Below are 23,808 nucleotides of genomic sequence, written 5' to 3'. Positions count from 1 at the left end.
TCCATGAATCCCGAACACCTGCCACTCCTGCTCACCCGCACCATGCCCTACGGCAAGTACAAGGGCCGCGTCATCGCCAGCCTGCCGGGCACCTACCTGAACTGGTTCGCGCGCGAAGGCTTTCCACCGGGCGAGATCGGCCAGTTGCTGGCCCTGATGCACGAACTCGACCACAACGGCCTGACCAGCCTGCTGGATCCGCTGCGCGGGCGCTATCGGCCCCAGGCGTAGCACCCGGGAGCGCAGCGGGCCTCAGCCCGCAACGATCCGATGAATCGACCGCCCTGTGGCATCCACCGCTACCGTGGCAGGCATGTCCTCTACCTCGAACTCATAGATGGCCTCCATCCCTAGTTCCGCGAAGGCCAGCACGCGTGCCTTGCGGATCGCCCGGGAGATCAGGTAGGCCGCGCCACCCACCGCGATCAGGTAGGCCGCGCCGTGGCGGCGGATGGCCTCGATGGCCACAGGCCCGCGCTCGGCCTTGCCGATCATCACCAGCAAGCCCGTCTGCTCCAGCAACTGCGGCACGAACTTGTCCATGCGCGTAGCCGTGGTAGGCCCTGCCGGGCCTACCGCTTCGCCGCCCACTGCGTCGACCGGCCCCACGTAGTAGATCGCGCGATTGCGCAGCGGCACCGGCAGCGGCTCGCCCGCATCCAGCATGGCTACCAGCCGCTTGTGCGCGGCATCGCGCGCCGTCAGCAGGCGGCCGCGCAGCCGCAAGGTCTCGCCAACCTGCCATTGCGCCACCTCCGCGGCATCCAGATTGTCCAGGTCGACCACGCGCCCCGGCTTGGCGGTCAACGCGCCGGGAATGCCATCCCAGGTATCGGCAGGCGGTGGCTCCAGCCGCGCGGGGCCTGAGCCATCCAGTTCCACCGTAACAAAACGCGTGGCCGCGCAATTGGGAATCAGCGCCACCGGCAGTGTTGCAGCGTGACACGGCAGCGCGGCTACCTTGACATCCAGCACGGTGGCCAGCCCGCCCAGCCCCTGCGCACCGATGCCGAGCGCGTTGATGCGCTCGAACAGTTCCAGCCGCAGCCGCTCGGTGTCGTTCGCGGGTCCCTTGTCGCGCAGCGCATGGATATCGATGGGGCTGAACAACGCGCGCTTGGCCGCCAGCATGGCCTGTTCCGGCGTGCCGCCCACCCCGACGCCAAGCACGCCGGGCGGGCACCAGCCGGCACCCATCTGCGGGATGGCGGCGAGGATCCAGTCGACCAGCGAATCGCTTGGGTTGAGCGTGGCGAACTTCGCCTTGACGTCGCCGCCGCCGCCCTTGGCCACCACCGTCATCTTGATGGTGTTGCCGGGCACCAGATCCAGTTGCAGGAAGCCCGGGGTGTTGTCGCCGGTGTTGCGCCGCTCGCCCAGGGCCGAGCCGACCATGGTGGCGCGCAGCGGATTGGCGCTGTGCGTGTAGCCCCGGCGCACGGCGGCGTCCACCATCTGCTGCACGGACAGCTTTGCTGCGCCATCGCGCGCCGCAAAGCGCACGTCCATGCCCACGGTCATGAAAACCTGCGCCACGCCGGTGTCCTGGCAGATCGGCCGGTGCGCCTCGGCGCTCATGCGGCTGTTGACCAGCAACTGCTCGATGGCATCGCGCGCCGCGCCAGCGGGCTCGGCGGCAAAGGCGCGCTTGAGCGCCTGCACGAAATCGGCGGGATGGTAGTAGCTGACGTACTGCAGCGCGTCGGCGATGGTGTCGACGACGTCTTCCTGGAAGATCACAGTCATGGCGGGGTGGGCGCAGCAGGCCGAACAGCGGCTGCGCGAATCAATTATGTCTATACATAATGACACGTCCCGCCACCGGAAAGCAAATCCCTTGGCCACCCGTCTTCAGGCGATCTTCGGGCTGGCGAAGGCTCAGCCCTGACGCTGCAGCACCGTCGAATACGTGAAGCGATCGGCCGGATGCAAGCTCACCACCACTTCGAACAACCGGTCCGACTGGTCGAAATACCGCCGCACGAATTCCAGCGCATGCGCATCGGGCGCGGTGCCCAGCACGTCCGCGAGCGCGGCGGGCACGCCCACCGCCCGCACGGTCTGGCGCACTTCCTTGACCAGGCGCCCGGTGGTCTTGCCGACCAGTTCGCTGATCAGGCCGGGATCTGTCTTGAGCAGCTTGCGGATCTTGGCGCCGTCAGCCGCCATCACGTAGACATCGGACCATGACAACGGATGCGATGGCGCTTCGGGATTGGTGCGCGAGGTCTCGATATGCAGCCAGCGTGAGCCCGGCGGGCAGCCCAGCCGGGTGGCCAGTTCGATATCCAGCACGATCTCGCGCGCGCCGTGGATCACGCGCTGCGTCGCGGCGCCGTATTGCACCAGCTCGTCGATGGTGGAGAGCTTGGGCGTGTACTCGCTGCTGCGCGGCGCGGCGGCTTCCACCCGGGTGCCGGCGCGCTTTTTACGCGAGACCAGACCTAGCTCCTGGATGCGCATCAGCGCCACCCGCACGGTGCCCCGGCTGACGCCGTGCTTCTCCGCCAGCTCCAGTTCGCCCGGCAGGCTTGACCCGACCGGATAGACCCCGCTTGTGATGTCGTGAATAAGTGCCTTGGTCAACTCGGCGTGGCGTGGCTCCATGGGTTCCCTGAATGATCGATCGATGTGCCTGAGGCGTAGCAAATGCTAGCGCCTGGCGGCCCGCAAGCCAAGCGTAAAGGGTAAACGAGATGCGGATCCGGGTTGACGGTCGAGTGCCACATTCCTAGAATATGTTTAAACATATTTGCGACATGTACATATAAGCAGTACCGATCATCTCAAAACAACCGATCAAAACAACCGATCAAAACAAGCAAAACCACCTTGATGATGGAGACAACAATGACCAAGCAACTCGCCGCCACCCTGGCCCTGCTAGCCCTGTCCACCAGTGCGCTGGCGCAAAGCTACCCCACCCGCCCGATCACGTGGATCGTGCCCTTCGCCGCCGGCGGCCCGACCGATGCGCTTGCCCGCAATATCGCGGACCGCGTCGGGCGCGATCTGGGCCAGCCGGTGCTGATCGAGAACCAGGCCGGCGCCGGCGGCACCATCGGCGCGGGCAAAGCAGCAAAGGCCGCGCCCGATGGCTATACCTTCCTGGTCGGGCATATGGGCTATATGGCCGCGGCGCCGTCGCTGTACAAGAAGCTGTCGTATGACCCGGTCAAGGACTTCGAGGGCGTGTTCCGCTTCCCCGATACGCCGCTGGTGCTGCTGGTCGGCGCGAACTCGAAGTTCAAGACCGTGCAGGAGCTGGTCGCCTTTGCCAGCGCCAATCCGGGCAAGCTCAACTTCGGCAACGCGGGCGTGGGTTCCGCCTCGCATCTGGTCGCCGCCATGTTCGCCCAGCAGGCCAGGATCAAGGTGACCCCGGTGTCGTACAAGGGCGCCGGCCCGGCCCTGACCGATGTCATGGGCGGGCAGGTGGATGGCATGTTCGACCAGACCAACACTGCCCTGCCGCAGGTCAAGGGCGGCAAGGTCGTCGCCGTCGCGCAGACGGCGAAGCTGCGTGTGCCGCAGTTCCCCGGAGTGCCCACCGTGGCGGAAACCGTGGTGCCGAACTTCGAGGCATCCACCTGGTACGGCCTGTATGCGCCCAAGGGCACGCCCAAGGACGTCATCGCCCGCAACTACGCCGCGTTCGCCAAGGCCATCGCCGACCCGGAGTTTGCGAAGAAGCTGGCCGACCAGGGCATCCAGCTGCTGCCGGACGCCGCCTACAAACCCGCCGCGCTGAACCAGCACACCGCGGCCGAAGTGGCCAAGTGGAAGGCCGTGATCACCACGGCGGATATCAAGCTGGATTAAGCGTGCCGCATTGGCCCGGCGCCTCGGGCCGCGCCAGCTTTTGGTAGTACGATATCGCCCTTGCACGCGTTGCCGTGTTGTCGGGAGAGAGTTTTGCCATCAGTGGATCGCCGTAGCGCCGGCACATCGCGCGCCCGGGCCAGGACCGAAGAACCATCGCAGAATGAGCTGGCCTATACCGGCCTGCGGGAGCGGCTGACCACGCTGGTCTACCGCCCCGGCGAGCATCTCAACATCTCCACCCTGGTCGACGATCTTGACCTTGGCCGCACGCCCATCAACCAGGCGCTGCACCGGCTCGCCAACGAAGGATTGGTGCAAATCCTGCCGCGCAAGGGCGTGGTGGTCTCGCCACTGTCCATCGACGATGCGCTGCACCTGATCGACGTGCGCCTGGCCAACGAAACGCTGTGCGCCAGGCTGGCCGCCGAGCGCATCACCGCCGCCGGCCTGCACAAGCTCGAAAGCCTGCTGAGCCAGGTGGAAGAAGCCGTGGCGCAGCGCGACCTGCCCGAGGTGACCAACCTGGACCGCCTGTTCCACGAGGAAATCGCGCAGGTCTCGGGCAACCCGATCCTGATCGAAATCCTCAAGGTGCTGCACGCGCGCTCGCAGCGCTTCTGGGCCATTTCGCTGTCGTCCGAAGGGCACCTGGCCGAGGTCGGCGCCGAGCACCGCGCGATCCTGAAGGCGCTGCGCGAGGGCGACTGCGCGGCAGCGGCCAGCGCGGTCACGGCCCATGTGCTTTCCTTTCGCCAGGCGCTGCTGCAGGGCCGCCGCGAAACGGTCTTCGCGACGGCGATCGAGGGTTAGCCGGATCAGCTTTCGAGCGGCTTCTTCGCGGTTTCCCGCGCCACCAGCAGCGCCACCAGCGTCAGCGCCACGGCGGCGCTGACATACAGCGAGATCGCCAGCGTCGAGCCGTACGATTTGTACAGGCTGGCGATGATCAGCGGCGCAAAGCCGCCGCCCACGATGCCCGCCAGCGTATAGGCCAGCGATGACCCGGCGTAGCGCACCCGCGTGGGGAACTGCTCGGTCACGAAGGCCGCCTGCGGGCCGTACATCATGGCGTGGATGATCAGCCCGACCACCACCGCGGCGCAGATCTGCAGCGGTTGCGCGCTGTCCATCAGGCGGAAGAACACAAAGGCCCACACCACGGCCAGCAAGGCCCCGGCGATATACACCGGGCGGCGGCCGAGCTTGTCCGACAGGCTGCCGAACAAGGGCACCGCGATGGCGTTGCACGCCGCGCCGATCATGGTCGCGCTCAGCGCCAGCGGCCGAGACAGGTGCAGCACGCTGGTCACGTAAGTCAGCGTGAAGACCACCACCAGCGCATAGAGCACGTCGGAGCCGATGCGCACGCCGCCGGCCACCAGCAGGCGCCGCCAGTGTTCCACGAACACTTCCTTGATCGGCGTCTTGGCCGTGCTCTTGCGCGCTTCCATCTCCTTGAACAGCGGGGTTTCCTCAACGCCCTTGCGCAGCCACAGCCCGAACAGCACCAGCAGCACGCTCGACAGGAACGGAATGCGCCAGCCCCACGCCTGGAAATCTTCCGGGCTCAGCCACAGCGACACCACGGCGATAAAGCCGGTGCCCAGCAGCGTGCCGCACGACGGCCCCACCTGCGTGAACGATGCATTGCGCCCGCGCTGGTGCTGCTCGCCGTGCTCCATCGACAGCAAGACCGCGCCAGCCCATTCGCCGCCGATCGCCGCGCCTTGCAGGAAGCGCAGCGCCACCAGCAGGATCGGGCTCCAGATGCCCCACGACATGTAGGTGGGCAGCAAGCCCATCAGGCCCGTGGCCACGCCCATCAGGATCAGCGTGGCGACCAGCACGAAGCGCCGGCCGAGCTTGTCGCCCAGATGCCCGAACAGCACGCCGCCAAGCGGGCGCGAGACATAGCCCACCGCATAGGTGGAAAACGCCAGGATCGTGCCCGTGAGCGGATCGAACGAGGGGAAGAAAACCGCGTTGAACACCAGCGCGGCCATCAGGTTGTAGACGGTGAAGTCGTACCACTCCAGCGTGGTGCCGACGGTGCTGGCCGCGGCCAGCCGGCCCATCCTGGGCTTGGCGGCGTGGGTGACCGCATCGAGCGTGCCCGCGGCGCCCTGCGTGGTGGAAATCGTGCTTGCGTTGGTCATCACGCCACCTCCGCGGAGAAGAGCTTCCACTTCAACGCGTAGCGTGCGGCCTGCTGCATCGATGCGCCCAGACGCTTTGCCGCCTCCTGCAGTGCCTGCTCGCTCGCGGCTTCGGCGCTACTCTCGATCACCAGGATGGGCAGCAGTTGCCGGTCGGTCAGGCTCTCCTTGGGCAGCGGCTGGCTTAGCTCGGCGTCGGGCATCAGCAGGTAGGACTGGACAAAGCCGGGCTGCGCGGACAGTTGCCCGCCAACCTCGCCCGCCAGGTCGACCAGTGCCAGCGGATCCTCCGGCTGCGCCAGCGGCAGCACGGCAATCCAGCTGCCGCTGCCGTGCCCGACCGCGGCGGTGACTTCGCTCACGCGGCGCATCGGCTGGCGCATGCGGTCCAGGTTGGCCACCGACCACGGCGTCTGGCGGCGAAAGGCCGCCTTGTAGGCCGCTGAGGTGAATGCACCGAGCGACTCGGTGCGGTACAGGCCGAGATACTTGGGGCCGCCCTGCACGGCTTCATAACGCGCGGCAGAGATGAAGCCTTCGATGCGGGCGCGCTCTTCCACGTGCTCGCGGTCGTACCATTGATTGAAATCGGCCTCGTCGGCCGCATCCACATTCGACGCGACAAACAGCATGCCCTGCGGGGCCATGCCTGCCCCGCTCTCTGTCGCCAAACTTTCGGTCGCAAACATCTCGCTCATCAAACTCTCCGGTTGCCACGCCAATCCAAAGCGGTGAGCTGATGATCGGCGCGATCGCCGCGCGCGACAAACGGGTTTTTCTTCGTGTTTCCGATCAGTTTTTCTGTTCGATCCGCCTGCGTTCGCGCACCAGCTTGGCGCGCGGCCGTGCTTCACTCCGGCGCAAACGGTGCAGGCAGCGAACGCACAAAGCGATCCGATTCGCGGCAGGCCAGATCCGCCACCAGGCGAATCGCCTCCGACGCCGCATGGTCGAGATGGCTCACTACCAGCCGTTGATGCGGCAGCGGCACATCGCAACTGATCACGCGCAGCTCGCCGCGCTCCACCTCTTCACGCACTGGCGCCAGCGGCATCAGCGCATTGCCAAAGCCCGCCTTCACCAGCCGCACGATGGCCGCGATGGAGCTCACGCAGTGCACCTTGCCAACGGGCAGCCCGGCCTTGCGGTACAGCTCCTTGAGCGCCACGTGCGGCTGCGATCCCGGGCTCATGGTGATGGTCGGGTGCTGCAGCAGCGTGGCCAGTTTCCCTTCATCGGGCTGCGCCGCGCCGGGCGGCCCGACCCACCCGATCGCCATCGGCAGGCACGGCGTGCTGGTGATGCCCTCGCCCACCGCGGGGTCCGTCTGCAAGGCGATATCGATGCCGCCGGCGCGCAAGGTCTTGTGCAGCCCTTCGGTGGTCTCGGAGGTGATCTGCACCTCGATGCCCGGATAGGATGATTGCAGGTGCCGCAGGAAGTCGACCAGCCAGGTATGCACCACGCTCTCGATGGCGCCGATGCGCACCAGCCCCAGCAACTCATGGCCGGAGCGCCCCAGCACCATGATCTCCCGCTGCAGCTCCAGCAGCCGCTCGCCGTAGCCAAGCAGGCGCAATCCCACCGGCGTGAGCCGCAGGTCCCGCGCCTCGCGCTCGAACACGCGCGCGCCAATCTCCTGCTCCAGCGAGGCAATGCGATTGGACATGGCCGCCTGAGTGATGTGCAGCTTCTCGGCCGCCGCGCGAAAGCTGCCTAGCCTCGCTACCCACATGAAGGCTTCGACAAAGCGCGTGTTCATGGCGCCGGGCCTGCGCATGCACAGCCCCCCAACCGCGCCCCGCCGCAGTGCACCCGGCTCATCAATTCGGCCCCCGGCCAGGGCTGGCCAGCCTCGCTACTTCCATTTTGTCCGCCTTGTGAAATTTCACAGTATTAACAGCGGATTTTTATGCAATATCCACGCCAGTGCTGTAATGGGATTCCCTAGCTTGCTTTCATGCCTTCCGGCTGCGGCAAGCCCCCTCTGACGCAGGGTGGCGCTCGCTGAAGCCGAGCGGGCACAAGCCAGTGCCGGGCGATGACCGGATTCCTCGCCGGCATGAGCTTTATTGATCACCCCCAAGCGATACAATGCCGCGTCGCCAGCAACAGCAACAGCAAAACGGACGAGATGAAACCAAGGCAACGTCCCACCCCGCAACCACCGCCCGCCGAAACCGCCAACGGCGCTCGCTGGGTCAAACCCTTTGCCCTCGTTGCGGCCACGCTGGCAGTGCTGCAATTCGGCCTGCTGGTGGGACGCGACAACAGCAACAACGCGGCACTGCCGGCGCACGGCGGCAGTGACGGCGGCAACAACCTGCAAGCACAGTTTCACCCGGAAGCCACCGAGGCCCAGATCCGGGCCTGGCTGCTGCGCGAAGGCCTGCAGATCGTCGACGGGCCGGACGCCACGGACAGCTACACCCTGCATGCCGGCGATGCGCAGCGCACGCTGCCGGTGCCCGGCCCCGACAATCCGCTGGCTCGGCGCGGTCCCTGAATGCGCTTATTGGGCGACGGCGCCCGCAGGCAAGTCCAGCCGCCCGGCCAGATCCGTCAGCGTCGCCGCGCACGAGGCATCCACCTTCAGCGCCAGCAGCGCATCGGCACGGGTCTGGCCAAGATTGATGGCCGCCACCGGCTTGCCCAGCTTTTGTGCCGCCAGGCAGAAACGGTAGCCGGAAAATACCGTGAGCGACGAGCCGATCACCAGCAAGGCATCCGACTCATCCAGCGCCTGCAGGGACACCTCCACGCGCTCGCGCGGCACCGACTCCCCGAAGAACACCACATCGGGCTTGAGCACGCCGCCGCAGTGCCCGCACGCGGGAATGTGCACGGCCTCGAAGCTGGCCAGCTCCAGGTGCGCATCGCCATCGGAAGCGGGCAGCGCGCGCAGTTCGGCCAGCGCCGGGTTGTCCGCCTCGAGCTGCGCCTGCAGCGAAGCGCGCGGGCGGCGCGTGCCGCATTGCAGGCAGATCACGCTGCCCACATGGCCATGCAGCTCGATCACGCCGGTGCTGCCGGCGCGCTGGTGCAGGCCGTCCACGTTCTGGGTGACAAGCTGGCGCACATAGCCAGCCGCTTGCAGCTGAGCCAGCGCGAAGTGCGCGGCGTTAGGCTGCGCGTTGGCTAGCACCGGCCAGCCCAGCATGCTGCGCGCCCAGTAACGCTGGCGCACCGCATGCGAGCGAAAGAAATCCTGCGCCTGCACGGGTGGCGTGCGCTGCCAGTTGCCCTGCGCGTCGCGGTAGCCGGGAATGCCGGAATCGGTGCTGATGCCGGCCCCCGTCAGCACCAGCAGGCGCGGGTGGTCCCGCACGAACGCGTGGAGATCGGCCAGCATATTCCGGTCGGTGACGGTCACGGCAGGCTCCTTGTGTGGTACGTGCGTGGTATTTGCGTGGTATTTGCGTGGCAGGTGTGGCCTGCCAGCCGGGTCAGAAGCTGGGACCGCCCGCGCCGGCATCGGCCGTCTGGCCGGCGAGCGCCAGCCAGGCCTTGAGCTCGGCGCGATACTGCTCCATCGCCGCGGCGTGCAGGTCGAAGATGCAGGGATCGCAGCCATTGCCGCAGCAATCATTGATATCCGGCGTGGGGGGCGCCACGGGCTTGGGCGGCAATGCCTGCGCTGCCGGCTCCGGCGTAGTCGCCGTTTCTGGGGTGCGTCCTGCGGGGGACGCCAGGTTTTCTACCGACACCATCGACTCCAAGACTCCAGTTGAATTGCACGATCAGTATACGGCCGGCGCGCGCGCATCGCAGCCGATGCCGCTGGCCAGCCATGCCTCGAACGCCTCGCTGCCAGGCTCCCCCGCCACCGCCGCATAGACCACCAGCCGCAGGTGACGCTCCTCGTCCGCCGTGAGCGTGGCATGCTCGCAGCGCACCGTGCCCACCGCATCCAGCCACAAGGCCCGGATGCCGGTGCAAATGCCCTGCACATCGTGCTGGCGCCACCATTGCCTGAAATCCGGCGCCGCGCGCTCCAGCTCGTCCACCAGCTCAAGCAGGGTCGGATCGTCCGGCGCGCGGGCCAGGTCGCGGCGAAAGCTCGCCAGCATCTGCGGCGCCTGCGCCTCCCAGCCGGCAAAGCGCTCGCGCATGGCCGGGTCCAGAAAGATCATGCGCAGCATATTGCGATGGCCCGGCGCGCAAGCGCCAAAGCCAAACACGCGCTCGGCCGCCGCGTTCCACGCCAGCACATCCCAGCGCAGGTTGAGCACATAGGCAGGCCGCAGCGGCAGGTCGTCCATCAACCGGCGCACCAGCGGCGGCACCGTGCACCAGGTGCGCCCGCTCTCGGCTGGCGGGCGCTGGTGCGCCAGCAAAAACAGGTGGCGCCGCTCGGCGGCGTCCAGCCGGAGCACGCGCGCCAGGTTCTCCAGGAACGCCGCCGAAACGCCGATCTCGCGCCCCTGCTCCAGCCACGTGTACCAGGTCAGGCCCACGCCGGCCAACGCCGCCACCTCCTCGCGGCGCAAGCCCGGGGTGCGGCGCCGGCCGGCGCTGGGCAGGCCCGCCTGCGCGGGCGAGATGCGTTCGCGCCGCTGGCGCAGGAAGTCGGCCAGCGCTGCGCGGGTACGGTCTAGGGTACGTGGCGGCATGGAATTAGCAGCATGGCGTTAGCCTGTTGCCTGATGTAATAGTATAAATAGTTAAATTGTAATACTTTGACGGGCAACTGAGAATGCGGGCCTGAGTATTCAACAGGATCCACCATGCCCTCTCCAAGCGGCTTGCCCGTGCTGTTCGTGCTGTTACTAGGCGGCTTTGTCACCGTCTTCGACCTGTTCGTGGTCAATGTGGCGATTCCCGCCATCCAGGCCGACCTGGGTGCCAGCTTCGGCGAGGTCGGCGCGGTAGTGGCGGCCTACGAACTGGCCTACGGCGTGCTGCTGATCACCGGCAGCCGCCTGGGCGATCTCCACGGCCGGCGGCGGCTGTTCGTGCTCGGCATGGCGGGCTTTACGCTGGCCTCGGCGCTGTGCGGCGTGGCCCCTACCGCGGCGCTGCTGATCACGGCGCGCGTGCTGCAGGGCGGCGCCGCCGCGCTGCTGTTCCCCCAGATCTACGCCGTGATCCGCGTCAGCTTTAACGATGCCGCACGCCGCCGCGCCTTTGGCCTGCTCGGCATGACGCTTGGCCTGGCCGCCATCGCCGGCCAGGTGCTGGGCGGCCTGTTGGTGCAGAGCGACCTGTTTGGCCTCGGCTGGCGCCTGATCTTCCTGATCAATATCCCGGTGGGCGCGGCTGCCATGCTGGCCGCGCGGCGCATCCCCGAATCGCGAGCCATGGCAGCCCCCGGCTCGCCCGCAAGCGGGCTGGACTGGATGGGCGTGCTGCTGGCCAGCGCCGGGCTGACGCTGCTGCTGGTGCCACTGCTGGAGGGCCCGGCGCGCGGCTGGCCGGGCTGGACCTTTGCCTCGCTGGCGCTGGCCGCCGCCCTGCTGGCCGGCTTTGTGCGCGTGGAACGGCGCCGGCCCGCGCCGTTGGTGGACCTGGCCCTGTTTGCCCAGCGCCGCTTTGCCCTGGGCACGCTGGTGGTGCTGCTGGTGTACTCCACGGCCAGCGCGTTCTTCCTGTGTTTTGCCCTGCTGCTGCAGGCCGGGCTGGGCGTCGGCCCGCTGCTGGCCGGCAGCGTGTTCGCGCCGGCCAGCGTGGGATTCGTTGCCGCATCGATGTGGGCGCCCCGGCTGGTGGGGCGCTTCGGCAACGCCGTACTCGCCGTGGCGGCCTTGCTTTACGCCGCGGCGCACACCGCCCTGACGCTCCAGGTGGTGACGGCAGGCGCCATGCTGGTGCCCTGGCATCTGGTGCCCGCGCTGATCCTGTTCGGCCTGGCCCAGGGCATGCTGATGACGCCGCTGCTCAATCTCGTACTCGGCCTTGCGCGGGAGACGCAAGCCGGCATGGCGTCCGGGGTGGTGTCCACCATGCAGCAAGTGGGAGGCGCATTCGGCATCGCCATCGCTGGCCTGTTCTTCCAGCGGGCGCTGCAAGCCGAAGGCGGCGTTGGCGGCATTGGCGGCGCACAGCGCTATGCCCACGCGTTTGCCGGCGCAATGGGCTACAACCTGGCGGCGGCGTTGCTCTGTGCGCTGCTGTTGCTCGCCCTGGCTCGGCCGCTAGCCAGCCCGGACGCCGTGGCCCAGGCGGCACGCTGATCAGCCGCCCGTACCGGGCGAGGGCTTGCGGGCCTCCAGCACCGCCCGCAGCCGCGTCACCGCCTCAGCCGACTCGGCCTCGATGCGCTTGCGCAGGACCAGCCAATTGGTCAGCGCAAACAGCAGGTTCGGCGCGGGGTAGCTGAATTCGCGCCGGAAGTGCGTGCCCTCCGGCGTCTGGGCGAGTGTGTAGCGGACCGCGCCCGCTTCGCGCCCATCAATGGTGCCCTGGATCATCCAGGCCGAGGATGGGCTGCGCTCCATCGCGGTCCACACCACCTGGCCGCGCCGCCCGGCTACCGAGAAGGTCTCGGTGACCTGCTCGCCGGGCAGGAGCGAATGGCCGGCCGAGTCACCAGTCACGGCGAGCGAGGATGGATGCCAGTTGGGCCAGTTGGCGGGCGTGGAAACGTAGTCGAACACCACGGCATCGGGCTGCGCGATCGTCACCTCGTTGACGATATGCGTGACGGCGCGCCACGACCGCGGCAAGGGGAGCAACAGCACGGCCGCCACGCCCGCCAAAACCAGGAACCCGACAAACAGGGTCCGCCGCTTGTGGGTCCGCCTTCTGTGGATTCGCCGCCTGCTCATGGTGGGGGCCTGGACAATCAATGCGCCGGCGGGCTGCGGTAAAGCCTGTGGCCCTCTCCGGCTGGGGTGGCCGAGGTGCTTTTAGCTTTTAGTGTAGTCAGCTTTGATCGCCGCGATGGCGCGGCAAATCACGCATGCAAGCCGCCCTATCACGGGGACGGCCACCTCGCCCATCCCATGAAATGCTTACCCCCAATTGGCCGTATTCTGGCCATTGGCTGGTTGCTATGCTCAGCGCAGAAAAGGCAGAAAAAGCAGAGAAGGTAAAAAGGCCGGATGGCTCTATGGAGACGAGGTATATGCGCAAAGCACTAGTTTCCTGCCTGGGACTGGCAATGGCGGGCTGCGCCGTGGGTTATCGGAACCCCGATCTCGCCGGGGCTCAGGACCTGCGCATGCCGCTACCGCCCTGCACCGCCCCCGCGGCTAGCAACTGCCTGAACGACAGCCAATCACTCGAACCAGAGGCCATTTACGCTGCGGAAGTGGGATCCCGAATTAACAGTCCGCGCGTCGGGCTAGCACTGTCCGGAGGTGGGTCAAAGGCGGCACCGTTCGCGCTTGGCGTCTTGCAGGAGTTAGTCAACGCCGACGGGCTGGGCAGCATCGACTATATCTCCAGCGTGTCGGGTGGCAGCTATGCGGCACTTTACCTATACGCCAACGCATTGAGGGTCAGCGAAAAGCCCGAACTCGGGCCCCTCAAGCGGTACTTCGCGGATATCCGTCCCGTTAGTTTCCCCCCAAAGGAAAAGACGGTTGGCACCGAGGGCTACGTGCCTGCTGCCAGCCCGGGAGGGCTGAAGAAAGACCTGCAATTGGACGTGGCCCAGGCAGGTGCCTGCGAGAAGATATTCACCCCGGCACAGGAACCCGCCGTTCAGGACAACCGGAACCTCGGGTGGGTGGATTGCTACCAGGACATCCTGTTCACCGCGCCCGGCGGAACGTCCAAGCGCTATGACCGTACAGAGCCTGTGCGCAAAGCGGCCTTTACGGCGCTGGAGAACATCTCCACCGCGCCCGTGGCGCTACTCAGTGGCGTGTTGTTTGACTGGCGTCTGCCCACCTCGCCCTCGCAGCAGCAATATGCGCGAGGGATTTTCCGGACCTACGGTTATCAGCCGTCCGCAGGCGAGGAGGTTCCAGCGCCCCTCTGGAGCGCGGATATCGCAGCGCAGATGAACTCGCTGACATTCAGGCGGCTGAGGACGCTCTATTCGGCATCGCCTGCGAGTCCGCGCGTGCCGATCTGGATCATCAACGCCACGGCAGCGAGTGGCAATGTGCTGCTGGATGTCGATTCCGCACCTTATGACCTGTCCGAAGCCGTCTTTGAGGCCACACCGTTTGGTTACGGCGCTGGCCGCTTCGGCTACGTGCGGGGCTATCTGGACGACCTGGGCGTCGGCGTCGCCGACACCGTGCTAGCTTCGGCTGCCTTCTTCGACACCGCCCAACGGCAATACAACCGTTTCGCGGTCAACAGCGTGCTGACGCTAACGAACTCGCGGTGGGGAATCGATATCGCCAACTATCGCGTCGGCGACGCCACGCGCCGCTGGCACTCGCTGCTGCCCTGGCCGTTCTACTACCTGAATGACCTCCCTTCATCGAACAGCGGCCCCACCATTCATTTGTCCGACGGCGGGCAAAGTGGCGACAACCTTGGGATGGTCAGCCTGATTCGGCGCGGCATGGACAAGCTGATCGTAGTGGCGGGGGAACAGGATTTCACCGCCACCGGCGAGCGCGATGGCTATTCGGACTTGGCTTCGCTTTGCGCAGTCAATCGCTATCTGCGCCAGCAGTCGCCGAAGCGGCATATCGTGTTCTTCGGCCATCCGTCGGAGCCAAACGAGGAGATGTTCGACCTCACAGCCCAATGCGATGCCGACAAGGTTCGCCTCAAGACAGCCATCTTGTCTGCCGAAGCCAAGCAACCCGTGCCGGGAGCCGTCAACCCCTTGCGCTGGCGCAATGCGGTTTGGCGAGGCCGTATCGTCCCGCTCGACGATACGCAAGCCGCCGCGTCGGAAAAATGCGTTCAGCCAGCTTGCGCGGAGGTGTTCTATCTGATGTCTGGATTGGATCGAGCGCGCTGGATGGCCAAGGCGGCCTATCTGATCGATGACAAAAAATACGCGGAGGTGCAAAACTGTATCGGATACAAGGCCTTCGATCCTGACGGATTCGAGTACAGCTGCCCTGTGTTGCAGTACTTGTTCGAGCAGATACGCGATCCGGTCTGGCGCTGGCCACAGACTACGACCGTCGGCACCACCTATAACAGCAGTGTCAACCTTGCGCGTGCCTATCGTTACCTCGGCGTACTGGGTGCACGCTCGCTGCGCGAAAGCCGGTTGTTTGCCAAAGAATAGCGCAGCGAGCCCGTACGGCCGGTTGTCCGACGCATACGGGCCCATCGCGCGGCAACGCAAGCACAGCCAGGCAGCGGGACACCCCGCTGCCTGCGCTCAATGGTTCACGGCCAGCGGGCCAGTGCCCGCCTGCGCCACACTGGGTGCGGCATCCGGCAACGGCCCCCACCCGCCGCCCAGCCGGCGCACCAGCGCCACCGTGGCGGAGGCACGCAGCCCGGCCACCTGGTTGGCGTCGCGCTGCGACTGCAGCACCGTGCGGTCCGCATCGATCACCGTCAGGTAATCCACCGCGCCCGCCTCGTAGCGGCTGCGCGAGATCTTGGCCGCGCGGCGGGCGCCGCCCAGTGCGCCGTCCAATGCGCCGGCCTGCTGGCTCAGCCAGCGTACGTCCGCCAGGCTGTCTTCCACCTCGCGCATCGCGGTCAGCACGCTCTGGCGGTAGCTCGCCACCGCTTCCTCGTGCTGGGCGCGCGCCGCCGCCAGGTTGGCCTTGTTGCGGCCCCCGTCGAAGATCGGGGCGGCGATCGTGCTGCCGATCAGCGGCCCCAGCGCCCACGCGCTGGAGGACCACTTGAACAGGTTCGACAGGTCGCTCGACTCAAAGCCGAACAAGCCGCTCAGCGTGATGCGTGGATAGAAGGCGGCCTTCGCCACGCCGATGCGCGCATTGGCCGCCGCCATCAGGCGCTCGGCTTGCGCGATGTCGGGACGGCGCTCCAGCAAATCGGAGGGCAGCCCCGCCGGCACGGTGATCAGCACGGCGTCCAGCGGGCGCGCGGCCAGCGTGAAGGCGGCCGGCGGCGCGCCGGTCAGCACCGCCAGCGCGTGCTCCTGGTTGGCGCGGCGCCGCTCGATGCCAGCCAGGTCCGCGCGGGCCGTGCCGAGTTCGGCTTCTGCGCGGGCAGGATCCAGGTCGGTGGTCTCGCCTTCGTCGAACCGGCGCTTGAGCAGCTTGAGCGCGTCCTCGCGCAGGGTGATGGTGGCGTTGAGCAGGTCGCGCTCGCTGTCCAGCGTGCGCAGCGCGAAGTAGGCTTGCGCCACGTCCGCCTGCAGCGCCAGCAGCACCGAACGATACAGGTCTTCCGCCGCATCGCCTTCGGCGCGCGCCGCCTTGACGTTGTCGGCCACGCGGCCGAACAGGTCAAGCTCGTAGCTGGCAAAGGCGCGTGCCCTGAGCACCGTCTGCGGCGCCACCTTGGTGCCATCGGGCAGCCCTTGCGAGGCGGCCGACAATTGCGTGCGGGTCGGGTCCAGCCCCACGCTCAACTGCGGGTACTGGTCGGCCTCGGCCACGCCGGTGAAGGCGCGGGCCTGCTTGAGGCGCGCCGCGGCGATCGCCAGGTCCTGGTTGGACTCGGTGGCCGTGGCAATCAGGCGGTCGAGATCGGCGTCGCCGAATATCCTCCACCATTCGCCGCGCTGCGCGCCTTCGGCGGGCGTGGCCACCTTCCATTGCGTGCCTTCGGCTTGCGCGGCCATCGCTTCCTTGTAGGCCGGCGTGGCGGCGGTCGCGCTTTCCGGCACCTTGTAGGTCGGCGCCAGCGAGCAGCCCGCCAGGATCAGGGCCACGGCCAGCGTGGCCAGGCGCGGCAGCGCCGCAGGCAGTAGCGATGTCATCTTGGATGTCAATGTTGCGTTCATGTCGATCACCCTTACTCAGCAGAGGCGATAGCCTTGTGGCTCGCCGACGGCGCGTCCGACACCGTGCGGCGCTCGCCACGGGTCGCCAGCATACGCAGCGCCACGTAGAACACCGGCGTCAGGAACAGCCCGAAGAAGGTCACGCCCAGCATCCCGGCGAACACCGCCACGCCCATCGCATGGCGCATCTCGGCACCCGCGCCGGTGGACACCACCAGCGGCACCACACCCATGATGAACGCGAACGACGTCATCAAGATCGGGCGCAGGCGCAGGCGGCTGGCTTCAATGGCGGCGGCCACGATGGAGCGGCCTTCATGCTCCAGCTCCCGCGCAAACTCCACGATCAGGATCGCGTTCTTCGCTGACAACCCCACCAGCACGATGAAACCAATCTGCGTGAAGATGTTGTTGTCGCCCTTGGTCAGCCACACGCCAGTCATGGCGGCCAGCAGGCTTAGGGGCACGATCAGGATCACGGCCAGCGGCAAGGTCAGGCTTTCGTACTGCGCGGCCAGCACCAGGAACACCAGCAGCACGCACAGCGGGAAGATCCATACCCCCGCGTTGCCGGCCAGGATGTCCTGGTAGGTCAGGTCGGTCCACTCGAACTTGATGCCCTTGGGCAGCGTCTCGGCCGCAATGCGCTCGGCCGCGGCTTGCGCCTGGCCCGAGGAGAAGCCCGGGGCCGGGCCGCCGTTCATGTCCGCCGCGGTGAAGCCGTTGTAGCGGATCACGCTGTCCGGGCCAAAGCCCTGGTTGACGGTGAGCAGCGACGACAGCGGCACCATGTCGCCCGCGCTGTTGCGCGTCTTCAGTTGCAGGATGTCCTCGGCGTGGGCGCGGAACTGCGCATCCGCCTGGACCTTGACCTGGTAGGTCCGGCCAAACTTGTTGAAGTCGTTGACATAGGCCGAGCCAAGGTAAGTCTGCAGCGTGTCGAACACGTCCGTCACCGGCACGCCCAGCTGCTTGGCCTTTACCCGATCCAGCTTCACATCCAGCTGCGGCACGTTGACCTGGTAGTTGGTGAAGATACCGGCCAGCTCCGGCGTGGCACGCGCCTTGGTGGTAAAGGCGTTGGTCGCGTCGAACAGCGCGTCGTAACCCAGCGCGGCACGGTCCTCGATCATCATCTTGAAGCCGCCGATGGTGCCCAGGCCCTGAACCGGCGGCGGCGGGAACACGGCGATAAAGGCGTCCTGGATCGCCGCGTACTTGCCGTTGAGCTGCGCCGCGATGGCGTTGCCCGACAGTTCCTTGGTCTTGCGTTCTTCAAACGGCTTGAGCGAGACAAAGACGATGCCAGCGCTCGGGCTGTTGGTGAAGCCATTGATCGACAGGCCCGGGAAGGCAATCGCCGATTCCACGCCCGGCTGCTTGAGCGCGATGTCGGACATCTGGCGGATCACGTCTTCGGTACGGTCAAGCGTGGCGCCGTCAGGCAGCTTGGCAAAGCTCACCAGGTACTGCTTGTCCTGCGCCGGCACAAAGCCCTTGGGCACCAGCTGGAACACGCCCCAGGTCAGCGCCAGCATCACGGCGTAGACGCCGAACACCGCTGTCTTGCGCGAGATCACGCCCTTCACACCCTTGCCGTAACGATCGGCGCTGGCGCCAAAGAAACGATTGAAGCGGCCAAAGAAGCCACCCAGCACGCGATCCATGCCGCGCGAGAGCCAGTCCTTCGGCGCATCGTGGCCGCGCAGCAGCAGCGCGGACAAGGCCGGCGACAGCGTCAGCGAATTGAAGGCCGAGATGATGGTCGAGATGGCGATGGTCAGCGCGAACTGCTTGTAGAACTGACCGGTCAGGCCCGTCATGAAGGCCAGCGGCACGAACACGGCAATCAGCGTCAGCGCGATCGCGATGATCGGGCCGCTCACCTCACGCATGGCCTTGTAGGTGGCCTCTTTTGGCGATAACCCCTCGGCGATATTGCGCTCGACGTTCTCCACCACCACGATCGCATCGTCCACCACGATCCCGATGGCGAGCACCAGCCCGAACAGTGACAACGCATTGATCGAGAAGCCAAAGGCATGCATCAGCCCGAACGTCCCCACGATCGACACCGGCACGGCCAGCAGCGGAATCACCGAGGCGCGCCACGTCTGCAGGAACAGAATCACCACCAGCACCACCAGGGCGATGGCTTCGAACAACGTGTGGGTCACGGCCTCGATGCTATGGCGCACGAACTGCGTCGGGTCATAGACGATGCTGTAGTCCACGCCATCGGGGAAGTTCTGCTTGAGCTCCTCCATGGTCTTGCGCACGTCGTCCGAGATCTGGATGGCGTTGGAGCCCGGGGCCTGGAAGATCGGAATGGCCACCGCGGACTTGTTGTCCAGCAGCGAGCGCAGCGCGTACTCCGACGCGCCCAGCTCGATGCGGGACACGTCCTTCAGGTAGGTCACGCCGCCATCGGGCGAGGTCGCCACGATGATGTCGCCAAAGGCCTCCACGGTTTCCAGGCGGCCCTGCGCGTTCACCGAGAGCTGCAGGTCAGCGCCCGGCAGCGCGGGCGAGGCGCCGATCACACCGGCGGCCACCTGCACGTTCTGCTCGCGGATGGCCTTGACCACGTCGGCGGCCACCAGCTTGCGCTCGGCCATCTTCTCGGGGTTCAGCCACACGCGCATGGAATAGTCACCCGAGCCGAACAGCTGCACCTGGCCCACGCCCTGGATCCGCGCCAGGCGGTCCTTGACGTTGATCACCGCATAGTTGCGCAGGTAGGTCATGTCGTAGCGGTCGTTCGGCGAGACCAGGTGGACCACCATGGTCAGGTCGGGCGAGCTTTTCACCGTGGTGATGCCCAGGCGCCGCACGTCCTCCGGCAGGCGCGGCTCGGCCTGCGCCACGCGGTTCTGCACGAGCTGCTGGGCCTTGTCCGGATCCGTGCCGAGCTTGAAGGTGACGGTCAGCGTCAGCAGGCCATCGCTATTGGCTTGCGACGACATGTAGAGCATGTCCTCGACGCCGTTGATCTGCTCCTCCAGCGGAGACGCCACGGTCGCGGCAATCACCTTGGGGTTGGCGCCCGGATACTGCGCGCGCACCACCACGGACGGGGGCACCACCTCGGGATACTCCGAGATGGGCAGCTTGAACATCGAGATGGCGCCGATCAGGAAGATCAGCACCGATAGCACGCCGGCAAAGATAGGCCGGTCGATAAAGAATTTCGAGAGATTCATCTCAGTCTCGGCAGTCTTGGCGAAAGGGCTCCCCCTGGCGGCCTGAATGGCAGGCGCCATGTGGAGCGGGGAAGCTAAAAAATGGTTTTGCCTCGGGGGAGAGGTACTTTCAAAGCCGGCGCACTATGGATGCGCCCGCCCTCTCCCCAGCCCCCCTCCCGCCATGCGGGAGAGGGGAGCAAACCCTTGACGGATTCAGCGCATGCGGTTCATGCCGGATCGGCTCAGGTCACCGGCTTTGCGTCGGCCGCCTTATCCGTGATCTTCTCCGTGGCCGCTTGCTTGCGGTCAGCCGATTCGCCGCGTTGATCCAGTTCGCGCTTGAACGCCATATCGACCGGCTTGGGCGCGACCGTGATGCCGGGGCGCACGCGCTGCAGGCCATTGACCACGATCTTCTCGTCGGCCTTCAAACCCTGGCGGATCACGCGCAGCCCTTCATACGACGGCCCAAGCGTGACTTCGCGATACGCCAGCTTGTTGGCGCCGTCCAGCACGAGCACAAACTTCTTGCCCTGGTCGGTGCCGATGGCGCGGTCGTTGATCAGAACCACCGGATGCGGCGTGCCGCCGCCGAGCTTGATGCGCGCATACAGTCCCGGCAGCAGGCGGCCGTCCGGGTTGTCGAACACGGCGCGCACGCGGATGGTGCCGCTCTTGGTATCGAGCCGGTTGTCCAGCGACTGGATATGGCCCTCGCGCGGATAGTCCTCGTCGTTGGCCAGGCCCAGGAACACCGGGAGCTTTGACTGGCCACCTTCGCCACCGGATGCTCCCGACGCGCCAGACGCTTTGTCCGCCGTATAGCGCAGGTAGGTCTGCTCATCGAGCTCGAAGCTGGCATAGACCGGCGAGACCGACACCACGGTGGTCAGCACCGGCGTGCCAGCACCGGCCGCCACCAGGTTGCCCACCGTGATCTCGGCGCGCGACACGCGCCCGCTGACCGGCGCGGTGATGCGCGTATAGGTCAGGTTAAGGCGAGCCACATCCAGCGAGGCCTGTGCGGCACGCACATTGGCAATGGCTTCGCGCGAACCGTTGTCACGCTCATCGAACTCGCGGCGCGATACCGCGTTGTCCTGCACCAGGCGCTGCGCGCGCGCCAGCTCCGTCTGCGCGTGGCTGGCACGCACTTGCGCGGCGGCCAGCGCGGCTTCCGCACGCGCTACCTCCGCGGCATAAGGACGCGGGTCGATGGTGAATAGCGGATCGCCCTTCTTCACCAGCGCGCCTTCACGGAAGTGCACGGCGTCGATGGTACCGCCAACGCGGGCGCGAATCTCAACCCGGTCCACCGCTTCCAGACGGCCGGAGAACTCGTCCCATTCGGTGATGGTCTTGCCAAGGGCCGCTGCCACGTCCACGGTGGTGGGTGCTGCCGGGCCAGGCACGGCCTGCGCCTCGCCGGCGTGCCAGGGCTTGAAGATCGAGGTGGCCAGGCCAGCGCCGAGCACTGCGACGATGGCCAGGGCAATCATGGTGCGTCGAGTTTGCTGATTCATTTTCTTGACTCCGTATTCCGTCTGCGGGTTTTCTTCAACTGGAAAGCAAAAATAGGACGAACGCCCCCGCCGGAGCGCGCCCGGTACGCCTGCTTCTCGCAGGCCGGCTTGGCTTATTGGTAACGCGGGATCAGCCGGGCGGGCTGGCTCCTGTCTGGCGTTCGGCCTTGGGTGAGGCGTCGTCGTCGCCGGCAAGATAGCCTTGCAGGTAACGCGCGCCTTCGTTTATCCACACCTGACATCGGTCGTGGGACACTTCCACGCCGGCGCCACAGGCACCGGGCATGATCTGGACCTGCGCCGGCACGCTGGCCGTCTGCAGGCGGCTGACGAAGGCTTCGCCTTCGGCGCGCAATGCATCTTCTTCCGCCACCTGCACAAAGGTGGGCGGCAGGCCGGCCAGCCGCGAGGCCAGCGCCGGGGCCGCGTAGGGATGCACACTGGCGGCCGGGGTCGGCAGGTAATCGCGGTAGTAGCCCGCCAGGCGCTGGAGCATTTCCAGCGGCACGCTGCGCCCGCCCTGCCCGACCGAGCACGAGGCGTGCTGCAGGCACGGATCGGTCACCGGGCGGATCAGCCACTGCGCGCGCGGCTCGGGCAAGCCGCGGTCACGCAGCATCTGCGACAGCGCGATCGCCAGGTTGCCGCCCGCCTCTTCGCCCACCAGGGCAAAGCGCAGCTTGTCCACCTTCAGGCGGCGCGCATGGCGCAGCACCCATTCGGCGGTATGAAACACGTCCTCCGGCGCCGCCGGGAACGGAAAATCGGGGGCCAGCGAATACGCCGGAGTGACCACCACCGCAGGCACGGTAACGGCCAGCGAGCGCGCCAGGCGCTGGGATTTCTCCAGGCTGCCGTCCACAAAGCCGCCCGCATGCAGGTAGATCAGCCATGGCAGCGACGGGGCGGCCTTGCCCTCCGGATAGCCCGGCGGGTAATTCAGGCGCACCGTGATGGTGCGCCCGCAGCTCTCCACCGCGTGCTCGGTCACGCGCCCCTCGGCCAGTTCGGCTGCTAAGGCTGCTGCTGCGGCTTTCGATTGCGAGGGCGACATGTCGGTCACGTGCGGCGCGATGGCGACGCATCCATTGCATATTGCGATGCAGCGAATTATGGTGGTTGATGAAGGTGGGATAAAGCGAGGCTTTACCAATGCACTGTTTCTCCGGTGAAATAATCGGGCATGTGGCGCCCGGGAAACCCTTCGCTGTGCAAGGTCATCCATTTTGTGCTCCACTCCCGCACTTCCGCAGCCGCGCAAGCCGTCATGAGCCACGCCGGGCCGCACCCCACCCGGGTGCCTGCCCCGCCAGCCAGACCTGCCTGTTTCCTTACCCAGGGGAGTGAACATGGATCGTCTCGTATCAATGCAGGCTTTCACCCGCGTGGTGGATGTCGGCAGCTTTGCGCGCGCGGCCGAGGCCATGGACCTGCCGAAAGCCACGCTCACCCGGCTGATCCAGAACCTGGAAACCCATCTCGGCGTGAAGCTGCTGCACCGGACCACCCGGCGCATCAGCGTGACCACCGACGGCGCCGCCTATTACGAGCGCTGCGTGCGGATCCTGGCGGACGTGGAAGAGGCCGAGCAATCCCTCACCCACCAGAACAACACGCCGCGCGGCACGCTGTGCGTGGACACCACCGCCGGGCTGGCGCAACTGGTGCTGATCCCCAAGCTGCATGAGTTTTTTACCGCCTACCCCGAGCTCAAGATGGAGCTCACCATCAACGGCAAGCCCATCGACCTGCTCAAGGAAGGCGTGGACGTGGTGCTGCGCGTGGGCGACCCGGTGGACGACACCATGGTGGCGCGCCGCATCGGCCAGCTGCGGCTGGGGCTCTACGCCTCGCCGATCTATCTCAAGCGCAACGGCACGCCCACCCAGCCCAGCGAGCTGGTGCAGCACCGGGCCGTGAACTACCTGTCCAACCTCACCGGCCGCGAAGTACCGTGGCCGCTCGGGCAAGGCGAGCAGCGCACGGAAATGCTGCTGCCCTCGTCCATCTCCACCAACGACGGCGACGTCTACCTGAGCTGCGCGCTGGAAAGCCACGGCATCGCCCGCATCTCGCGCGCCATGGCCCTGCCCTATGTGGAAAGCGGCCGGCTGGTCGAAGTACTGCCCGACTGGCCCACAGACTCGTTGCCGATCGCCGCGATGTACCCGCAGAACCGCCACCTGTCGGCCAAGGTGCGCGTGTTCGTCAACTGGGTGGCCGAGCTGTTCGCGCACCATCCGCAGTTTGGCGAGACCCAGGCGGGACAGCCTCAGCCATCCCGGCAACCCAAGCTGGCGGCCTGAGCGCAACGCCGGCGTACCGCG

General features: G+C 66.7%; 20 protein-coding genes. 7 read left to right on the top strand and 13 right to left on the bottom strand.

Annotated features, from left to right (window positions below; all coding sequences use genetic code 11):
• Positions 1 to 3 precede the first annotated feature (3 nt).
• Positions 4 to 231 carry a DUF3820 family protein gene (locus tag AC1DQR_RS00575; protein WP_043354709.1) on the top strand — a complete coding sequence of 76 codons (228 nt, stop codon included), beginning with the start codon at positions 4 to 6 and terminating at the stop codon, positions 229 to 231.
• 21 nt (positions 232 to 252) lie between these two features.
• On the opposite strand, the gene AC1DQR_RS00570 is transcribed toward AC1DQR_RS00575, so the two are convergent.
• Together AC1DQR_RS00570 and AC1DQR_RS00565 are read right to left on the bottom strand one after the other, a co-directional pair.
• A complete protein-coding gene (locus tag AC1DQR_RS00570) occupies positions 253 to 1,746 on the bottom strand; it encodes a fumarate hydratase (protein WP_416052314.1) in 1,494 nt (497 codons plus the stop codon).
• 132 nt (positions 1,747 to 1,878) lie between these two features.
• Positions 1,879 to 2,607, bottom strand: a complete 729-nt coding sequence (locus AC1DQR_RS00565) for a GntR family transcriptional regulator (RefSeq protein WP_183032233.1) — start codon at positions 2,605 to 2,607, stop codon at positions 1,879 to 1,881.
• A gap of 243 nt (positions 2,608 to 2,850) precedes the next feature.
• Here AC1DQR_RS00565 and AC1DQR_RS00560 point away from each other — a divergent pair, with 243 nt between their 5' ends.
• A complete protein-coding gene (locus AC1DQR_RS00560; protein ID WP_416052313.1) occupies positions 2,851 to 3,822 on the top strand; it encodes a tripartite tricarboxylate transporter substrate-binding protein in 972 nt (323 codons plus the stop codon).
• Between the two features lie 102 nt (positions 3,823 to 3,924).
• A complete protein-coding gene (locus AC1DQR_RS00555) occupies positions 3,925 to 4,635 on the top strand; it encodes a GntR family transcriptional regulator (RefSeq protein ID WP_477132329.1) in 711 nt (236 codons plus the stop codon).
• 5 nt (positions 4,636 to 4,640) lie between these two features.
• Here the strand turns inward: AC1DQR_RS00555 and AC1DQR_RS00550 are convergent, their stop codons facing one another.
• From AC1DQR_RS00550 to AC1DQR_RS00540, 3 genes are all read right to left on the bottom strand, one after another.
• Complete coding sequence (locus tag AC1DQR_RS00550) at positions 4,641 to 5,900, bottom strand: MFS transporter (protein WP_416053242.1); 1,260 nt, start codon at positions 5,898 to 5,900, stop codon at positions 4,641 to 4,643.
• 80 nt (positions 5,901 to 5,980) lie between these two features.
• Positions 5,981 to 6,679 carry a hypothetical protein gene (locus AC1DQR_RS00545; protein ID WP_416052311.1) on the bottom strand — a complete coding sequence of 233 codons (699 nt, stop codon included), beginning with the start codon at positions 6,677 to 6,679 and terminating at the stop codon, positions 5,981 to 5,983.
• Positions 6,680 to 6,831: 152 nt separating this feature from the next.
• On the bottom strand, positions 6,832 to 7,743 hold the full coding sequence (locus tag AC1DQR_RS00540; protein ID WP_477132328.1) for a LysR family transcriptional regulator: 912 nt from the start codon (positions 7,741 to 7,743) through the stop codon (positions 6,832 to 6,834).
• A gap of 372 nt (positions 7,744 to 8,115) precedes the next feature.
• Between AC1DQR_RS00540 and AC1DQR_RS00535 the strand changes: the two genes are divergently transcribed.
• Positions 8,116 to 8,487 (top strand): hypothetical protein, encoded by a 372-nt coding sequence (locus AC1DQR_RS00535; protein WP_416052310.1) that lies wholly within the window; start codon positions 8,116 to 8,118, stop codon positions 8,485 to 8,487.
• A gap of 6 nt (positions 8,488 to 8,493) precedes the next feature.
• Here AC1DQR_RS00535 and AC1DQR_RS00530 read toward each other — a convergent pair whose 3' ends face one another.
• The 3 genes from AC1DQR_RS00530 to AC1DQR_RS00520 all read right to left on the bottom strand — a co-directional run bounded on the left by AC1DQR_RS00530 (position 8,494) and on the right by AC1DQR_RS00520 (position 10,594).
• Positions 8,494 to 9,333, bottom strand: coding sequence for an NAD-dependent protein deacetylase (locus tag AC1DQR_RS00530; RefSeq protein ID WP_477132438.1), 840 nt, complete (start codon positions 9,331 to 9,333; stop codon positions 8,494 to 8,496).
• Positions 9,334 to 9,427: 94 nt separating this feature from the next.
• Entirely contained in the window at positions 9,428 to 9,691 is a 264-nt protein-coding gene (locus AC1DQR_RS00525; protein WP_416052308.1) for an oxidoreductase-like domain-containing protein, read from the bottom strand.
• 30 nt (positions 9,692 to 9,721) lie between these two features.
• Positions 9,722 to 10,594: a helix-turn-helix transcriptional regulator gene (locus AC1DQR_RS00520; protein ID WP_416052307.1), complete on the bottom strand. Its 873-nt coding sequence runs from the start codon at positions 10,592 to 10,594 to the stop codon at positions 9,722 to 9,724.
• Positions 10,595 to 10,708: 114 nt separating this feature from the next.
• On the opposite strand from AC1DQR_RS00520, the gene AC1DQR_RS00515 reads away from it, so the two are divergent.
• A complete protein-coding gene (locus AC1DQR_RS00515; protein ID WP_477132327.1) occupies positions 10,709 to 12,154 on the top strand; it encodes an MFS transporter in 1,446 nt (481 codons plus the stop codon).
• Here AC1DQR_RS00515 and AC1DQR_RS00510 read toward each other — a convergent pair whose 3' ends face one another.
• Positions 12,155 to 12,679 (bottom strand): SRPBCC family protein, encoded by a 525-nt coding sequence (locus AC1DQR_RS00510; protein ID WP_416053241.1) that lies wholly within the window; start codon positions 12,677 to 12,679, stop codon positions 12,155 to 12,157.
• Positions 12,680 to 13,047: 368 nt separating this feature from the next.
• Here AC1DQR_RS00510 and AC1DQR_RS00505 point away from each other — a divergent pair, with 368 nt between their 5' ends.
• Complete coding sequence (locus AC1DQR_RS00505; protein WP_477132326.1) at positions 13,048 to 15,129, top strand: patatin-like phospholipase family protein; 2,082 nt, start codon at positions 13,048 to 13,050, stop codon at positions 15,127 to 15,129.
• Positions 15,130 to 15,225: 96 nt separating this feature from the next.
• On the opposite strand, the gene AC1DQR_RS00500 is transcribed toward AC1DQR_RS00505, so the two are convergent.
• From AC1DQR_RS00500 to AC1DQR_RS00485, 4 genes are all read right to left on the bottom strand, one after another.
• The gene (locus tag AC1DQR_RS00500) at positions 15,226 to 16,749 is read right to left on the bottom strand and encodes an efflux transporter outer membrane subunit (protein WP_477132325.1); all 1,524 of its coding nucleotides are present in this window, start codon (positions 16,747 to 16,749) and stop codon (positions 15,226 to 15,228) included.
• Between the two features lie 35 nt (positions 16,750 to 16,784).
• Positions 16,785 to 19,976 carry an efflux RND transporter permease subunit gene (locus tag AC1DQR_RS00495; RefSeq protein WP_477132324.1) on the bottom strand — a complete coding sequence of 1,064 codons (3,192 nt, stop codon included), beginning with the start codon at positions 19,974 to 19,976 and terminating at the stop codon, positions 16,785 to 16,787.
• A gap of 224 nt (positions 19,977 to 20,200) precedes the next feature.
• A complete protein-coding gene (locus tag AC1DQR_RS00490; protein WP_416052302.1) occupies positions 20,201 to 21,481 on the bottom strand; it encodes an efflux RND transporter periplasmic adaptor subunit in 1,281 nt (426 codons plus the stop codon).
• A 130-nt stretch (positions 21,482 to 21,611) separates the two neighbouring features.
• Entirely contained in the window at positions 21,612 to 22,535 is a 924-nt protein-coding gene (locus AC1DQR_RS00485; protein WP_416052301.1) for an alpha/beta hydrolase, read from the bottom strand.
• 295 nt (positions 22,536 to 22,830) lie between these two features.
• On the opposite strand from AC1DQR_RS00485, the gene AC1DQR_RS00480 reads away from it, so the two are divergent.
• Positions 22,831 to 23,787: a LysR family transcriptional regulator gene (locus AC1DQR_RS00480; RefSeq protein ID WP_477132323.1), complete on the top strand. Its 957-nt coding sequence runs from the start codon at positions 22,831 to 22,833 to the stop codon at positions 23,785 to 23,787.
• The last annotated feature ends 21 nt before the right edge of the window (positions 23,788 to 23,808 follow it).

It is taken from the genome of Cupriavidus sp. 05L411 (assembly GCF_056398045.1).
The sequence above is the reverse complement of the archived record's forward strand: the minus strand, read 5'-3'. Positions and strand labels throughout refer to the sequence as shown.

What these genes read in the sequence shown, in the direction of transcription:
- AC1DQR_RS00525 (WP_416052308.1), bottom strand. Translation starts at nt 9,691, where the DNA reads ATGGTGTCGGTAGAAAACCTGGCGTCCCCCGCAGGACGCACCCCAGAA.
- AC1DQR_RS00565 (WP_183032233.1), bottom strand. Translation starts at nt 2,607, where the DNA reads ATGGAGCCACGCCACGCCGAGTTGACCAAGGCACTTATTCACGACATC.
- AC1DQR_RS00490 (WP_416052302.1), bottom strand. Translation starts at nt 21,481, where the DNA reads ATGAATCAGCAAACTCGACGCACCATGATTGCCCTGGCCATCGTCGCA.
- AC1DQR_RS00495 (WP_477132324.1), bottom strand. Translation starts at nt 19,976, where the DNA reads ATGAATCTCTCGAAATTCTTTATCGACCGGCCTATCTTTGCCGGCGTG.
- AC1DQR_RS00540 (WP_477132328.1), bottom strand. Translation starts at nt 7,743, where the DNA reads ATGAACACGCGCTTTGTCGAAGCCTTCATGTGGGTAGCGAGGCTAGGC.
- AC1DQR_RS00515 (WP_477132327.1), top strand. Translation starts at nt 10,709, where the DNA reads ATGCCCTCTCCAAGCGGCTTGCCCGTGCTGTTCGTGCTGTTACTAGGC.
- AC1DQR_RS00505 (WP_477132326.1), top strand. Translation starts at nt 13,048, where the DNA reads ATGCGCAAAGCACTAGTTTCCTGCCTGGGACTGGCAATGGCGGGCTGC.
- AC1DQR_RS00500 (WP_477132325.1), bottom strand. Translation starts at nt 16,749, where the DNA reads ATGACATCGCTACTGCCTGCGGCGCTGCCGCGCCTGGCCACGCTGGCC.
- AC1DQR_RS00545 (WP_416052311.1), bottom strand. Translation starts at nt 6,679, where the DNA reads ATGAGCGAGATGTTTGCGACCGAAAGTTTGGCGACAGAGAGCGGGGCA.
- AC1DQR_RS00520 (WP_416052307.1), bottom strand. Translation starts at nt 10,594, where the DNA reads ATGCCGCCACGTACCCTAGACCGTACCCGCGCAGCGCTGGCCGACTTC.
- AC1DQR_RS00570 (WP_416052314.1), bottom strand. Translation starts at nt 1,746, where the DNA reads ATGACTGTGATCTTCCAGGAAGACGTCGTCGACACCATCGCCGACGCG.
- AC1DQR_RS00530 (WP_477132438.1), bottom strand. Translation starts at nt 9,333, where the DNA reads ATGCTGGCCGATCTCCACGCGTTCGTGCGGGACCACCCGCGCCTGCTG.
- AC1DQR_RS00485 (WP_416052301.1), bottom strand. Translation starts at nt 22,535, where the DNA reads ATGTCGCCCTCGCAATCGAAAGCCGCAGCAGCAGCCTTAGCAGCCGAA.
- AC1DQR_RS00560 (WP_416052313.1), top strand. Translation starts at nt 2,851, where the DNA reads ATGACCAAGCAACTCGCCGCCACCCTGGCCCTGCTAGCCCTGTCCACC.
- AC1DQR_RS00575 (WP_043354709.1), top strand. Translation starts at nt 4, where the DNA reads ATGAATCCCGAACACCTGCCACTCCTGCTCACCCGCACCATGCCCTAC.
- AC1DQR_RS00480 (WP_477132323.1), top strand. Translation starts at nt 22,831, where the DNA reads ATGGATCGTCTCGTATCAATGCAGGCTTTCACCCGCGTGGTGGATGTC.
- AC1DQR_RS00535 (WP_416052310.1), top strand. Translation starts at nt 8,116, where the DNA reads ATGAAACCAAGGCAACGTCCCACCCCGCAACCACCGCCCGCCGAAACC.
- AC1DQR_RS00550 (WP_416053242.1), bottom strand. Translation starts at nt 5,900, where the DNA reads ATGGGCCGGCTGGCCGCGGCCAGCACCGTCGGCACCACGCTGGAGTGG.